This window comes from Gemmobacter serpentinus, assembly GCF_008973825.1.
GTDB classification, from domain to species: domain Bacteria; phylum Pseudomonadota; class Alphaproteobacteria; order Rhodobacterales; family Rhodobacteraceae; genus Gemmobacter; species Gemmobacter serpentinus.
The window spans coordinates 140,282-153,450 of record NZ_WCHR01000005.1; the positions used below are offsets into that span (position 1 = coordinate 140,282).

At 65.9% G+C, this 13,169-nt stretch carries 11 protein-coding genes; 6 read left to right on the plus strand and 5 right to left on the minus strand.

The annotated features are described in order from the left end of the window. Positions 1-60 precede the first annotated feature (60 nt). Entirely contained in the window at positions 61-2,643 is a 2,583-nt protein-coding gene (locus tag GBJ34_RS02990; protein ID WP_151717771.1) for a cation:proton antiporter, read from the minus strand. A 102-nt stretch (positions 2,644-2,745) separates the two neighbouring features. Here GBJ34_RS02990 and GBJ34_RS02995 point away from each other — a divergent pair, with 102 nt between their 5' ends. The 6 genes from GBJ34_RS02995 (at position 2,746) to GBJ34_RS03020 (ending at position 10,283) form a co-directional block, all read left to right on the plus strand. Beyond that, positions 2,746-3,810, plus strand: a complete 1,065-nt coding sequence (locus GBJ34_RS02995) for a sugar-binding transcriptional regulator (RefSeq protein ID WP_226341021.1) — start codon at positions 2,746-2,748, stop codon at positions 3,808-3,810. Next, on the plus strand, positions 3,758-4,717 hold the full coding sequence (gene deoC, locus GBJ34_RS03000; protein ID WP_226341022.1) for a deoxyribose-phosphate aldolase: 960 nt from the start codon (positions 3,758-3,760) through the stop codon (positions 4,715-4,717). Before GBJ34_RS02995 ends, deoC begins: the two co-directional genes overlap by 53 nt. 10 nt (positions 4,718-4,727) lie before the next feature. Then, positions 4,728-7,100 (plus strand): aldehyde dehydrogenase family protein, encoded by a 2,373-nt coding sequence (locus tag GBJ34_RS03005; protein ID WP_151717772.1) that lies wholly within the window; start codon positions 4,728-4,730, stop codon positions 7,098-7,100. A gap of 454 nt (positions 7,101-7,554) precedes the next feature. Next, the gene (locus GBJ34_RS03010; RefSeq protein WP_151717773.1) at positions 7,555-9,522 is read left to right on the plus strand and encodes an AI-2E family transporter; all 1,968 of its coding nucleotides are present in this window, start codon (positions 7,555-7,557) and stop codon (positions 9,520-9,522) included. Positions 9,523-9,537: 15 nt separating this feature from the next. Then, positions 9,538-9,873, plus strand: coding sequence for a DUF883 family protein (locus GBJ34_RS03015; RefSeq protein WP_192931089.1), 336 nt, complete (start codon positions 9,538-9,540; stop codon positions 9,871-9,873). After that, positions 9,873-10,283, plus strand: coding sequence for a hypothetical protein (locus tag GBJ34_RS03020; protein WP_151717775.1), 411 nt, complete (start codon positions 9,873-9,875; stop codon positions 10,281-10,283). The genes GBJ34_RS03015 and GBJ34_RS03020 overlap by 1 nt, the downstream gene beginning before the upstream one ends. A 192-nt stretch (positions 10,284-10,475) precedes the next feature. Here GBJ34_RS03020 and GBJ34_RS03025 read toward each other — a convergent pair whose 3' ends face one another. The 4 genes from GBJ34_RS03025 to GBJ34_RS03040 all read right to left on the minus strand — a co-directional run bounded on the left by GBJ34_RS03025 (position 10,476) and on the right by GBJ34_RS03040 (position 13,144). Next, positions 10,476-11,126 (minus strand): RluA family pseudouridine synthase, encoded by a 651-nt coding sequence (locus GBJ34_RS03025; protein ID WP_151717776.1) that lies wholly within the window; start codon positions 11,124-11,126, stop codon positions 10,476-10,478. Between the two features lie 16 nt (positions 11,127-11,142). Beyond that, positions 11,143-11,763, minus strand: coding sequence for a LysE family translocator (locus GBJ34_RS03030; protein ID WP_151717777.1), 621 nt, complete (start codon positions 11,761-11,763; stop codon positions 11,143-11,145). A gap of 315 nt (positions 11,764-12,078) precedes the next feature. Continuing rightward, on the minus strand, positions 12,079-12,702 hold the full coding sequence (locus GBJ34_RS03035) for a GFA family protein (protein ID WP_151717778.1): 624 nt from the start codon (positions 12,700-12,702) through the stop codon (positions 12,079-12,081). Beyond that, positions 12,692-13,144, minus strand: coding sequence for a GAF domain-containing protein (locus GBJ34_RS03040; protein WP_151717779.1), 453 nt, complete (start codon positions 13,142-13,144; stop codon positions 12,692-12,694). The genes GBJ34_RS03035 and GBJ34_RS03040 overlap by 11 nt, the downstream gene beginning before the upstream one ends. Positions 13,145-13,169 lie beyond the last annotated feature (25 nt).

Below are 13,169 nucleotides of genomic sequence, written 5' to 3' on the forward strand. Positions count from 1 at the left end.
TCATCCCGGTGCTGAAGGGGCCGCGCGTGCCGCAAACCGGGCTGATGGCACCGCGGCGGATCAGGCCGTGCCCTGCTCTTCAGCCTTGACCTCGGCATTCTTCACCGCCGGATGATCTGCGCGATCCGCCGATCCTGCGGCGGGTTCGGCTGCGGCGACCGCGCCATGCGCCATCAGCTTGCGACGGCGGGTGCTCTCCTCGACCGCAAGGCGCAGCGTCTCGTCCTTGGCCATCAGGTCAAGGAAACGCACCTCATCCAGACGCAGCAGCGTGCAATGGGTGATCGCCACCGCCGCCGCGCGGCGCGGGCGATGGGTCAGAATACCGATATGGCCGAACATCTCGCCCCGGCCCAGCCGCTGCACCTGACCCGCAAATTCCACCTCGACCGCACCCGAGGCAATGAAGAAGACATGCCGCGCCGGATCGCCCTTGCGGATCAACAGATCGCCGGGCTGCGTATAAACGGTGGCAATCCGGCGCTGCACCATACGCAGCTGGCCCGCATCCAGCCCCGCCAGCGCCGGAAGCTGGCGCAGCATCTCGGTCTTCTGCATCGCCAGATCCAGCGGCGGGCGCAGGTTCACCCGGCGACGCTGATCGGACAGGGATTGGTGCAGCGCGGTATGGATCTCGCGCCCGATCAAGCCATCCTGCAACAGCAGATCATATTCGCGCTCCTCCAGCCGCAGGGCCAGGCGGCGAATAAAGCGGCGCTCCAACTCCTCGGCATAACCGGGATATTGCAGGCGCAAGGCATCCAGCGCCAGCGAATTGGCCTCCTGCCGGGTGCTGAGAACGTGGTGCAGCAGTTCGGCCACGCGACGACCATGGATGCGACGGATGCGGCTGTCGATGTAAAGGTGCAGATCGTCCAGGATGCGGCGCTGGCTCAGCAGCATCTCGAAGCGGCTGGCAACCAGCGTGGCCAGCGGTCGCGACACGCGCAGCCGGTTATGCAGCAGGATCGCCATCCGCTCGCCGCGGGCCACTTTCAGCATCCGTCGCGCCGCCCGCAAATAGCCCGCCCGGCCGCCCGTGCGCGTGGCCTCCTGCAAGCGGTCGGTCTCGGCCAGCATCCGCTCGGCCTCGGTCGGTGCCAGTTCCTGCTCGCGAAACGCCTCCAGCACCATGTCGCGCTCGCGCCCGGTCATGGCCAAAAGGCCCAAAGGCACCCGGTCCTTCTGGCGGATCGCCGCGTCATCATCGGCCAGTGCCACCGCCTGATCCAGCCGGGCGGCAAATCCCTTGGCCTCGGCGCGCACGATCTCGCGGGTCAGGTCGTGATCCTTGACGCTACCGGCAACCTCTTCGCGCACGGTTTGCAGCGCCACCGCCACCGCCTGCCGTGACAGCGCCAGATCCAGCGGCGCAAGCCGCGTCAGGCCAAGCGCCCGGATCACCCGGCGCAGGGTCGAGCCCTGCACGAACAGTGTGTAAAGTGTATAGCCGGTCGCCACGATCCCCAGCTCGCGCCGGATATCGGCAGGCACGCGCCAGTTCTCGGTGACCGCCAGCGCCAGCGCCAGCGTCACCGCCCCGCGCAACCCGCCCCAAAGCAGGGCGATGCGGTATGGCCGTTCAACCCTGGGCGACAGGTTCCAATGCGCCAGCAGCGGCAGCACCCCCCAGAGCACCACCACCCGCGCCAGGGTCGCCGCCAGAACGACCACCAGGATCAGCAGGAAATCCCAAGGATGCGCATCGCCCAGCAGACGCGGGATCAGCAGGGATGCCATGACGAAGATCAAGGCCCCCGCCCAATGCGCCAGCAGGTCCCAGACATCGCGTAGCTGCGCCCAGATCGCCGGGGCCAGTCGCCCCGGCCCCAACCAGTTCAGCGTCATGCCCGCGACCACCACCGCCACCACGCCCGAGGCATGAAGCAGTTCATCCGCCACGACATAGGTCGCATAGGGCACGGCGACGGAAAGCGACAGCTGCGCCAAAGGCCATGCCGCCAGCATCCGCATCAGCCGCAGCGCCAGCCGCCCGATGATCCAGCCCGCCAGCACCCCGGCAAGGATGATCGTGGGCATCCCGACCAGCGCATCTCGCAAGGTCGGGTTGGGCACCCCCGCCATCACGAAAGACAGGAAGAAGCCGAACAGGGCAATGGCTGCGGCGTCATTCAGCAGGCTTTCCCCCTCGACGATCCGGGCCAGGCGCTGCGGGGTGGCAAGGCTGCGGAAGATGCTGACCACGGCCGAGGGATCTGTGGTCGACACCACCGCCCCCAGCAGGAAGCAGGCCAGAACCGGCATTCCACTGAACGGGATCAGCGCAAGCCCGACAAAGGCGGTTGCGACCAGAACCGCCAGCACTGCCATTACAAGGATCGGCACCCAATCCTCCAGCATCCGGCGCAGATCGAGGCCCAGCGCCACCTGAAACAGCAGCGTCGGCAGGAAGACGTAAAGAAAGACCGAGGATTTGATCGGCAGCGCCAGCAATGCCGCAACCTCTTCGGGCAGACGGTCGCCCAAGGTGGTGGAAAGCCCGACCGAGGCCGCGCCAAGGGCCGCGCCAAACACCGCCAGCACGACCGAATAGGGCAGCCGCATCCGCTCTGCCACCGGCTCGGCCAGGGCGATGACAACAAACAGAACGGCCAAAGCCGAGACAATCAGAACGACTTCCATCCGCGCAGCATTACGCCAAGGCTGATGCGCTGTAACGGGGCTTCGCGGAGGCGATCACCCTTTTGTGCGCGGGTCCATGGCCTGGCACAGAGATTGCAGCATATGCAGCTTAATGTTACATATGTGAAGATGAATGCCCGTCCCGCCCCCTATGCCGCACGCCTGCCCGGCGATGCCAGCCGCGATCATCTGATGGTTCAGGTGGCCAAGGCCTATTACGATCAGCACCGCACCCAGGCCGAGATCGCGGGCGATCTGGGGTTGACGCGCTGGCAGGTCGGGCGGCTGTTGACCGAAGCCCGGGCGACGGGCGTGGTGCGGATCGAGATCCAGCCCCGCGCCAATCGTGCCACCGATCTGGAAGTGGCGCTGCAAGCCCGCTTTGGCCTGCGCGCGGCCATCGTGGTGCCGATGGGCGGGGTCGACGATCCCGGTTTGCTCAATGATGCCATCGCGCAGGCGGCGGCGCATTGGCTGGCCGCGTTGCAGCCGCGCCCCACGCTGATGGGCGTCAGCTGGGGCCGCACCATGGCCGCCCTTGCCCGTGCCCTGCCGCCCCATTGGGCCCCCGGGCTGGAGGTCGCGCTGGTCAATGGCGCGGCGGCCCTGACGGCATCCGACACCGCGACATCGGCGGTGGCCGAGGCGGTGGCACAAGCTGCCGGGGGCTTTGCCACCTTGTTGCCGGTGCCCGCCATTCTGGGGCAGGCCAGCACCCGCGACGCGCTGAATGCCGACCCGGTGATTGCCCGTGCCCTGTCGCGGGCCGAGGCCGCGCCGCTGGTGGCCTTTTCGATGGGCGGTGTATCCGAAGATTCGGTGCTGTGCCGTCAGGGTTATCTGACGCCGCAAGACATCGCGGATCTGCGGGCCCGCGGTGCGGTCGGCGACATTCTGGGGCGTTTCGTTACCGCCGATGGCGCTCTTGCCGATACGGCGCTGGATGCGCGCACGCTCGGGCTGCAACTCGACCGTCTGCGCGCCAAACCCCATGCTCTCGCGCTTGTCGCGGGGACAGAGAAACATCCGGTGGCGCGGGCTGCGCTCCGCGCCGGATATGTGACCGTGCTGGTCACCGATGATGCGACCGCAAAGGTCTTGCTGGAGGATTTGCATGATGGATCAAGGCGCCTTCCCGCGCATGACGGGAACCCCCTTCACCCCTGACTGGTTCGACACCGTCCAGATCAACACCCCTGCGGCAGAGCGGCGGGCGGCCAGCCTGCCCACACGGCGCACGGTGAAGAAGGATTATCAGGCCGCCTGGCTTGCCCGCGCCATCACCTGCATCGACCTGACCACCCTTGCAGGCGATGACACGCCCGGAAGGGTGCAACGGCTTTGCGCCAAGGCCCGCGCCCCGCTGCGCGCCGATCTGGCGCAGGCGCTTGGGCTGGAAGGCATCACGGTGGGCGCGGTTTGTGTCTATCCGACCATGGTGCCCCATGCCGTCAAGGCGCTGGAAGGATCGGGCATACCCGTGGCCTCGGTCGCGACGGGCTTTCCCGCCGGGCTGACGCCGCTGCCCTTGCGGCTGGCCGAAATCCGCTACGCGGTGGATCAGGGTGCCGCCGAAATCGACATCGTCATCACCCGCGAACACGCGCTGACCGGCAACTGGTCCGCACTTTATGACGAGATCGCCCAGATGCGCGCGGCCTGCGGCGCGGCGCATATGAAGGCGATCCTGGCCACCGGCGATCTGAAAACCCTGACCAATGTCTATCGCGCCTCGATGGTGGCAATGCAGGCGGGCGCCGATTTCATCAAGACCTCCACCGGCAAGGAGGATGTGAACGCAACCCTGCCCGTCTCGCTGACCATGGTGCGGGCGCTGCGCGACTTTGGCGCGCGCACCGGACAGATGGTCGGCTTCAAGCCGGCGGGCGGGTTGAAGACCGCAAAGGATGCAATGAACTGGCTGATCCTGATGAAAGAGGAGGTCGGCACGCGATGGATGTTGCCGGATCTGTTCCGCATCGGGGCCTCGTCCATGCTGGGCGATATCGAGCGCCAGTTGGAACATCATGTGACGGGCCGCTACTCGGCCGCCAACCGCCACGCGCTGGCCTGAGGAGACGGATATGCCCGCAATCAAGGATCTGATGCAGACCATGGACTATGGCCCCGCCCCCGAAGCCAATGCCGAGGCCGCCGCATGGATTGCCGCCCGGCCCCTGCTGGGCCATTTCATCAATGGCCGGATCGTCGCGCCCCAAGGCGAAAGCGTCGCGGTGGTCAATCCCGCAACCGATGCCGTGCTGTGCCATGTCGGCCTTGGCACCGAGACCGAGGTGGAGACGGCGGTAAAAGCCGCCCGTGCCGCCCAAGCCAAATGGGCCGCCCTGCCCGGCCATGTCCGGGCCCGCCATCTTTATGCGCTGGCCCGCCATGTGCAAAAGCGCGAACGCTTCCTCTCGGTGCTGGAGGTGATGGACAATGGCAAGACCATCCGCGAGGCCCGCGATATCGATATCCCGCTGGTTGCACGGCATTTCTACCACCATGCCGGATGGGCAGAATTGCTGGAGACCGAGTTTCCCGCCCATCAGGCGCTTGGCGTCTGCGGCCAGATCATCCCGTGGAACTTTCCGCTGCTGATGCTGGCCTGGAAGATCGCACCTGCCCTGGCTGCGGGCAATACGGTGGTGCTGAAACCCGCCGATCTGACGCCTCTGACCGCGATGGCCTTCGCCGAGATCTGCATCGAGATCGGCTTGCCGCCGGGCGTGGTGAACATCGTGAATGGCGGGGGCGAAACCGGCGCGCTGATCGCGGGCCATCCCGGCATCGACAAGCTGGCCTTCACCGGCTCGACCGAGGTCGGGCGGGTGTTGCGCCGCCAGACCGCTGGATCGGGAAAGAAACTGTCGCTGGAACTGGGCGGCAAATCGCCCTTCATCGTCTTTGAAGATGCCGATCTGGATGCGGCCGTCGAAGGCGTGGTCGATGCGATCTGGTTCAATCAGGGCGAGGTCTGCTGCGCCGGGTCACGCATTCTGGTGCAGGAAGGCGTCGCGTCGCCGTTTTTCGACAAGCTGCGCGCAAGGCTCAGCACGCTGCGTGTGGGCGATCCGCTGGACAAGACGATGGATATTGGCGCGCTGGTCTCGCACAAACAGCGCGCGCGGGTGGAGGCGCTGCTGGAAAAGGGCTCCGCAGAAGGCGCGGTCCTGCACCGGGCTGATGTAACCCTGCCGGAAAAGGGGGCGTTTTGCGCGCCGGGCTTCTTTACGGGAACCGCCCCTGCCCATACCGTCAGCCAGACCGAGATCTTCGGACCCGTGGCCACCACGCTGACTTTCCGCACCCCGGATGAGGCGGCGGTGCTGGCCAATGACTCCCGCTATGGTCTGGCCGCCAGCATCTGGAGCGAGAACATCAACCGCGCGATCGAGATGGCCGCCAAGGTGAAGGCAGGCGTGGTCTGGATCAATGCGACCAATCTGTTTGACGCAGGCGCGCCCTTTGGCGGGATGCGCGAAAGCGGCTTCGGGCGCGAAGGCGGGCGCGCGGGGATGCTGGAATATCTGGCCCCGAAATCCAGCGGCACGGTCAAGCCGCGCCCGGCGCCCGCACCTTTGGCCGACGTGGCCCCCGGTGCCAAGGCGCAAGGGCCGGGCATTGATGTGACGGCGAAGCTTTACATCGGCGGCAAGCAGGCCCGCGCGGATGGCGGGCAAAGTTATACCGTCACCGGCAAGGCCGGCGCGGTGCTGGGTCAGGCCGCGCTTGCAGGGCGCAAGGACGTGCGCAACGCGGTCGAGGCTGCAGGCAAGGCCACGGGCTGGGGCGGCGTCACCGCCCATAACCGCGCGCAAGTGCTGTATTTTCTTGCGGAAAACCTTGCGCAGCGTGCCGACGAATTTGCGCAGGCCCTGGCCGCAACCGGCAGCAGCAAACCCGATGACGAGGTGGAGGCCACGATCCGCCGCGCCTTCTGGTATGCGGCACAGGCCGACAAGTTCGATGGCGGCGTGACCGCGACCAAATCGCAGCACATTACCCTGACCCTGAACGAGCCCTTCGGCACCATGGGCCTGATCGCGCCGGATGAGGCCCCCCTGCTGGGCCTGATGTCGCTGGTTCTGCCCGCGATTGCCATGGGCAACCGGGTGGTCGCCGTCGCCTCGCAAAGCCAGCCGCTGATCGCCACGCGTCTGTATCAGGTGCTGGAAACCTCGGACCTGCCCGCGGGCGTGGTGAACCTGCTGACCGGGGATCGCGATGTGCTGGCCAAGAGTCTGGCCGAACATGATGATGTGGCGGCGATGTGGTATTGCGGCAGCACAGAGGGCACAGCCATGGTCGAGGCGGCATCCGCCGGAAACCTGAAACCGATCTGGAGCGATGGTGGAACCCTGCGCGACTGGACCAACCCCGCGCAGGGGCAAGGCGACGACTTCCTGCGCCGCGCCGTGCAGGTGAAAACCGTCTGGCTGCCCTATGGCAGCTGAGCTGTGACATCGGACCAGCGGTGTGTTCGGCTTTGGGCCCAGAACGGGTGCGGAACCGGATGCATCGCAGCCGCGTTCCCGCTGGTCGGATGATGATGGTGGATGATGACGGCGGTGGCGCGGATCGGATTTGCCAGATGGTCAGAGGCTTACGGACCTGGGTCACGGACCTCGGTGGCACATACCCGTCCCATGCAAAGCGAAGGCGCAAGACGCGGATCAGGTGCCGCTTTCCGGTTCAACTTTGCGGGCCAGGCCGATGATCTGGACAGGCCCCGGATTTCGGCGCAGGCTGAACGGGTTTCCCCGTCACAGCCGCCCCCACAGCCATTTCCCTCACAGCCGTCCCCGTCGTCTGGCCCCGGCATCACGACCCAGGTCTTGGTTCAAACCGGCCATTCAGCGGTCCCGCCCTTCATGACGCCGGTCCCACCTTTGATGACGAGTCTTTGCCATGGTTGATGCCGCACCGTCCCGCCCAAGTCCTGTTGACGATGATCTGGTTCCACAGACCCGGCGCATCACCCTGCCCCGCCTGGCCACCATCGCCGTCGTGGCGGCGGTGCTGCATCTGGGGCAAGAGGTGTTTCTGCCGCTGGCCATTGCGATGCTGCTGACTTTCGCGCTGTCCCCAGCGGTCACATGGTTTCGCAAGCGCGGCGTGCCGCTGACAGCGTCGGTTCTGGTGGTCGCCTTTCTGGCCTTTTCGATCATCGCAGCATTTTCGTTGCTGGTGGCCAGCCAGCTTTCCACACTGGCGCGCGATCTGCCGACGTTTCAGGACAATATTCTCGTCAAGCTGGACGGGCTGAAGCAACAGGGCGGTGATAGCGGGCTGGTGGCGCGGCTGACCGATATGGCCGCCGCAATCAACCATCAGATCGGAGATGCGCTGCCAGCCGATGACGCAACCGGAGCCAATGGCGATTCCGCACCGCGCCCCGATGGTCCGATGCAGGTCGAGGTGATCGAGCGGCAAAGCCCGCTGGACATGCTGGTCAATCTGGTGATGCCTATTGTCAGTCCGCTGGCCACCACCGGCCTTGTCGTCGTGGTGGTGATCTTCATGCTGCTGGAACGCGAAGACCTGCGCGACCGCTTCATCCGCCTGACCGGATCGAACGACCTGCACCGCACGACACAGGTGCTGGAAGATGCGGGCAGCCGGGTGACCAATTACCTGCTGATCCAGCTTTTGGTGAATGTGATCTATGCCATCCCCATCGGACTCGGCTTATGGCTGATCGGGGTGCCCAATGCGTTGCTCTGGGGCCTTCTGACGCTGGTCCTGCGCTTTGTGCCCTATATCGGCTCGGTCCTGTCGGCGGCGTTTCCGCTGTTTCTGGCCTTTGCGGTCAGCCCGGAATGGAACACGCTCTTATGGACTGCCGCGCTGTTCATCGTGGTGGAACTGGCCACATCGAACATCATCGAGCCATGGCTTTACGGATCGCGCACCGGCGTGTCGCCGCTGGCCATCATCGTTTCGGCAATCTTCTGGACATGGATCTGGGGGCCGCTTGGCCTTGTGCTGTCCACGCCGCTGACGGTCTGCCTTGTGGTTCTGGGCCGCCACATCCCGCAATTCGCGCTGTTCGACATCCTGTTCGGCGACGAGCCGGTTCTGGCCCCACATGCACGGCTTTACCAACGCTGGCTTGCCGGTGACACGGTCGAAAGCACTTTCCGCGCCGCCGAGGCGCTGGAGGAGGACTGGCTGTCGGATTACTATCGCGACACCGCCCTGCCGGCCTTGATCCTCGCGCAAGCCGATTGGTCGCGCGGCGTGCTGAATGCACAGCAGGAAGACCGGCTGGCCACCACCGCCATGGCGATGGTCGAGGATTTGCAGACCGTCGCGATGGAAGAAGCCGCAGAGTTGGGCCCCGCATCCAACACCCCCGAGAATGCCCCGACGACACCGCGCCGGGTGCTGAGCTTTGGCGGGCGTTCCGCGCTGGATGACGTGGCCGCCGCCATGCTGGCGCAGGCCCTGATCGCCGAAGGGGCAGAGGCCCGCGCGCTTGGCCATCAGGATCTGGCACCGGCCAGGCTGGCAGCCCTTGACGCCGGATCGGTCGATGCGGTCGTGCTGAACTTCCTCGATCCCGCACCGTCGCGGCTGACGCTGCTCCATCTGCGGCGGCTCAAGCGCGCCATGCCGCATCTGCGGGTTGGTGTCGTGCTATGGGACATGCCCGATGCGTTGGCCGATAGCGCCGAGACCCTGATGGTGGACCGCGTGGCCCCGGACAAGATCGCCGAGGCCGAGGCGATCGGCGCGGATTTTGTTGTGACCGCCATGGAACCGGCCATCGCCGAAATGCTTTCCCTTACAGAGCCGCGGCCTCTGCCAGAGGCCCCGCGCGCAAAACCCGCCCGCAGCCGGGCGCGAAATCGCGCCGCCGCTGCCGCCATTTGACGAAGGATGATGACCATGGCCCGCACCCCGCGCAGCAGCGCCGAAGAGACCGCAGCCCAAGACAATGCCCGGCTTGAGGCCGAAATTGCCACACTTCGCGAGGAACTCGCCCAGCTTGCCCGCACGATGGGCGATGCCGCCAGCTCCAACAAGGCGGCCTTTGTCGAGAATATCGAAGCCGGCGCCGAACGACTGCGTGCGCGTGGCGAGGCCGCGATGGAGGGTCTCCAGGACAGCGCGGAACAATGCATGGAAGACGCCCGCCTTTATGTGCGTGACAATCCGTTTACCGCCCTTGGCATCGCCGCCGGGGCCGGTCTGATCTTTGGTCTGCTGCTTGGACGCCGGTGATGCTGAAACTGTTGATGGCGGTCGCCGCCGGTCAGGCAGCGAAATCGGCGGCGGATGCCGCAAAGCGCGCGGCGCTGATCGCGGTTGCGGGCTTTCTTGGCCTGATTGCCATGGGATTTGTGGTGGCGGCGGGCTTTATCGTCACGCTGCCACATCTGGGGCCTGCCGGCACCGCGCTGGCCTTTGGCGGCGGCTTCCTTGTGCTGGCGCTGATCGTGCTGTTGATCGCGCGCCCGCCGCGCCGCCGCCCTGGCGGGCTTGGCTATGGTTTGAATCCCGGCATGAATGTAGAGGCCGAGGCCGCAGCCGCCCTTGGGGCCGTGCCCAATGCCATCGCGAAAGCGCCCGGCACCGCGATGATGGCGGCCTTTGCGGGCGGGCTGATCCTTGCGCTACGTCTGCGCAAATAGGGCGCGCAGGCAGGGTTTTCATCCGCTCAAGTCAGATTGCGCAAGCATCACACGCGCCGGGGGCCATGCCTCCCGGCGCGTTCGGCTGCGGTGCGGATAGATGTGGCGCTGATGGTTGTGCCAGGGAATCTTGCGTCCCCCGGATTCTGGGCGGCAAGAATACTCGCCGTCCTGACCTTCGCGCGCCTGCCGTCAGAACGGCACCGGCGCATTGAAGGTCTGGCTTTTGCCGGTTTCCGGGTGGCGCAGTCGCAGGCTTTCGGCATGAAGCATCATGCGCGGATAATCCAATGCCTCACCTGTCGCATAGATCGGATCGCCCAGGATCGGATGCCCCAGCGACAGCATATGCACCCGCAACTGATGGCTGCGCCCGGTCAGCGGCATCAGGCGCACGCGCGTCGTCTTGCCATCATGGCGCTGCACCCGCCAATCGGTGATCGCGGGCTTGCCGTTTTCATGGTTCACATGCTGGCGCGGGCGGTTCGGCCAATCGACGCAAAGCGGCAGATCCACTTGGCCCTCTTTCGGCTCCAGCAGGCCCCAGAGGCGCGCGAGGTAAATCTTCTTGGTCTGACGCTTCTCGAATTGCTGTCCCAGATGGGCCTGCGCCGCTTTGGTCAGCGCGAAGACCATCACCCCGGATGTGTCGCAATCCAGACGATGCACCAGCAGCACCTCGGGGAACGGGCCGCGCAGCCGTTCGATCAGGCAGTCTTCCTTGCCCGGATCCTTGCCAGGCACCGACAGAAGGCCCGCAGGCTTGTCGACGATCAAGATCGCGCCGTCATGATGCAGGATCTGCAGCGGCACATCGGGTGGGTTATAGGCATAAGGTGGCATCAGCGGTCGGCCCCGGTCATTCCCAGACCATCCGCGCGGCCAGACCGCCGAACAGCACCGCCGCGATCTTGTTCAGCGCGCCCATGCGGCGGCCCAGCGCCTGCCCCGCCAACCCGGCGACCAGCCCATAGCCGCTGGTGATGACCATGCCGGTTGCGGTGAAGACTGCCCCCAGAACAAGGATCTGCTGCCAGACCGGGCCGCGCACCGGGTCGGTGAACTGTGGCAGGAAGGCCAGCACGAACAGCGCGACCTTGGGGTTCAGCGCATTGGTGACAAAGCCGCGCCACAGCGCCCGTGCCGGATGGGCGACCCCCTTGCCCGGCGCGGATGCCCCCGCATTCCAGCTTTTGAAGGCCAGGAAAAGCAGATAGCCCGCGCCCGCCCATTTCAGCCCAGTCAACGCCGCCGGATGCGCGGCCAGCAGCGCGCTGACCCCGATGGCCGCGAGCGAGACATGGAACAGCCCCCCAAGCCCCACCCCAAGGCCCGCCACAGCACCCGCCTTCGGCCCGCCTGCAAGCCCCGAGGCGGTGGCAAACATCACATCCGCCCCCGGCGTCAGGTTCAAGACGATCCCCGCGGCCAGAAAGGCCACCAGTTCGGCAGGAGGTACAAGGGCAAGAAGGTCGATCATATGCGTCTCGGGCTGGGGAACTTGGATTTGGGTTTGGCGCGACAATCCTGTGCGCGGCGCGAAAGATCAAGCCCCGGGGGGCGGGGCCTGTGCGCGGCACGAAAGATCAAGCCCTCCGGGGGCAGGGCCTCCGCGCGGCGTAGAAGATCAAGCCCCGTGGCCCGCAGGAAGGTCGCCCTCAAACAGCGCACCCCCCTTGGGCAGCGGATCGTAATCGCCCCGGCTGGCCAGATGGATATGCGCGGTGATGCGGCCGCCCGTCGCGCCGTCGACCGCGCCTGCCTCGATGGCAAAGGCACCATCGGCCGTCCGGAATCACAGCTTGCCACCACAGGTGCCGCAAAATCCGCGCGCCGATCCCTTCGGCCCGTGAAACACCCGCAGCGTGCTGTCTGCGTGCCAGTGAAGGGCAGCCTCATCTGCTTCAAAGCTGGCCGCAAAATGGCCAGAAAGCTTGCGGCATTGGATGCAATGACAGGCGGTGATCGGGCCGGCCGGTGCCGGCGCGTCAAAGGCACAGCCGCCGCACAGGCAAGCCACCTGCAAGGTCGCGCCCGGTGGATCATGGCGCGCGGTGCTGCCCGGATCATAATCGCTGCCGTCTTCGGTCAGGAAATGTTCCTCGATCCCGAGCCCGCTCGGGCCATCCAGCGCGCCCATGGCGATGGCGATGCGCCCCTGCCCCGCAGGCTCCCAGAACAGGAACGACCCGCATTGCCCGCAAAAGCCGCGCCTTGCCTGTGCGGTCGCCTGATACCGGACCAATCCCTTGCCATCGGTCAGGCGAAACTGATCGAGCGGCACCCCGGTCGAGGCCCAGAGATGCCCGGATTGCTTCCGGCATTCGCGGCAATGGCAGATCACCACATCGCGCATTGGTGCCATGATCGCAAAGCGCACCGACCCGCAGAGACAGCTGCCAAGATGTTCAGACGGCATCGCGGAAGACCCGGTCCAGGATCGCGGATAGCTCGGCCAGATCGGTCTCGGTAAAGGCCGCCTCGGTGTCGCTGTCCAGATCAAGCACACCCAGCAACTGTCCTGCACCGTTGCGCACCGGGATCACCAGCTCCGATCTGGTCGAAGAGGAACAGGCGATGTGGCCGGGGAAGGCCTCCACATCCGGGACAAGCTGCGCCCTGCCGCTGCGCGCTGCCGCCCCGCAAACCCCACGCGCGAACGGGATCACCAGGCAGCCATGGCCGCCCTGATAGGGCCCGATCTTCAAAACCTCTGGCGCGGTCACCCGGTAGAACCCGGTCCAATCGCAAAACGGATGGCTGTGATGCAATTCGCATACCACGGTCGCCATCAGTGCCACAGTATCGGTCTCGCCATGGCACAGCGCCTCAATACGCGCCGCGAGATCGGCATAATCCATCGTGATCGTCCTTTTTCTGCCACCG

Coding starts and splice junctions, on each gene's coding strand:
- GBJ34_RS03040 (WP_151717779.1), bottom strand. CDS start 13,144: ATGGATTATGCCGATCTCGCGGCGCGTATTGAGGCGCTGTGCCATGGC.
- deoC (WP_226341022.1), top strand. CDS start 3,758: ATGATGGATCAAGGCGCCTTCCCGCGCATGACGGGAACCCCCTTCACC.
- GBJ34_RS03010 (WP_151717773.1), top strand. CDS start 7,555: ATGGTTGATGCCGCACCGTCCCGCCCAAGTCCTGTTGACGATGATCTG.
- GBJ34_RS02995 (WP_226341021.1), top strand. CDS start 2,746: ATGCAGCTTAATGTTACATATGTGAAGATGAATGCCCGTCCCGCCCCC.
- GBJ34_RS03030 (WP_151717777.1), bottom strand. CDS start 11,763: ATGATCGACCTTCTTGCCCTTGTACCTCCTGCCGAACTGGTGGCCTTT.
- GBJ34_RS03020 (WP_151717775.1), top strand. CDS start 9,873: ATGCTGAAACTGTTGATGGCGGTCGCCGCCGGTCAGGCAGCGAAATCG.
- GBJ34_RS03025 (WP_151717776.1), bottom strand. CDS start 11,126: ATGCCACCTTATGCCTATAACCCACCCGATGTGCCGCTGCAGATCCTG.
- GBJ34_RS03005 (WP_151717772.1), top strand. CDS start 4,728: ATGCCCGCAATCAAGGATCTGATGCAGACCATGGACTATGGCCCCGCC.
- GBJ34_RS03015 (WP_192931089.1), top strand. CDS start 9,538: ATGGCCCGCACCCCGCGCAGCAGCGCCGAAGAGACCGCAGCCCAAGAC.
- GBJ34_RS03035 (WP_151717778.1), bottom strand. CDS start 12,702: ATGCCGTCTGAACATCTTGGCAGCTGTCTCTGCGGGTCGGTGCGCTTT.
- GBJ34_RS02990 (WP_151717771.1), bottom strand. CDS start 2,643: ATGGAAGTCGTTCTGATTGTCTCGGCTTTGGCCGTTCTGTTTGTTGTC.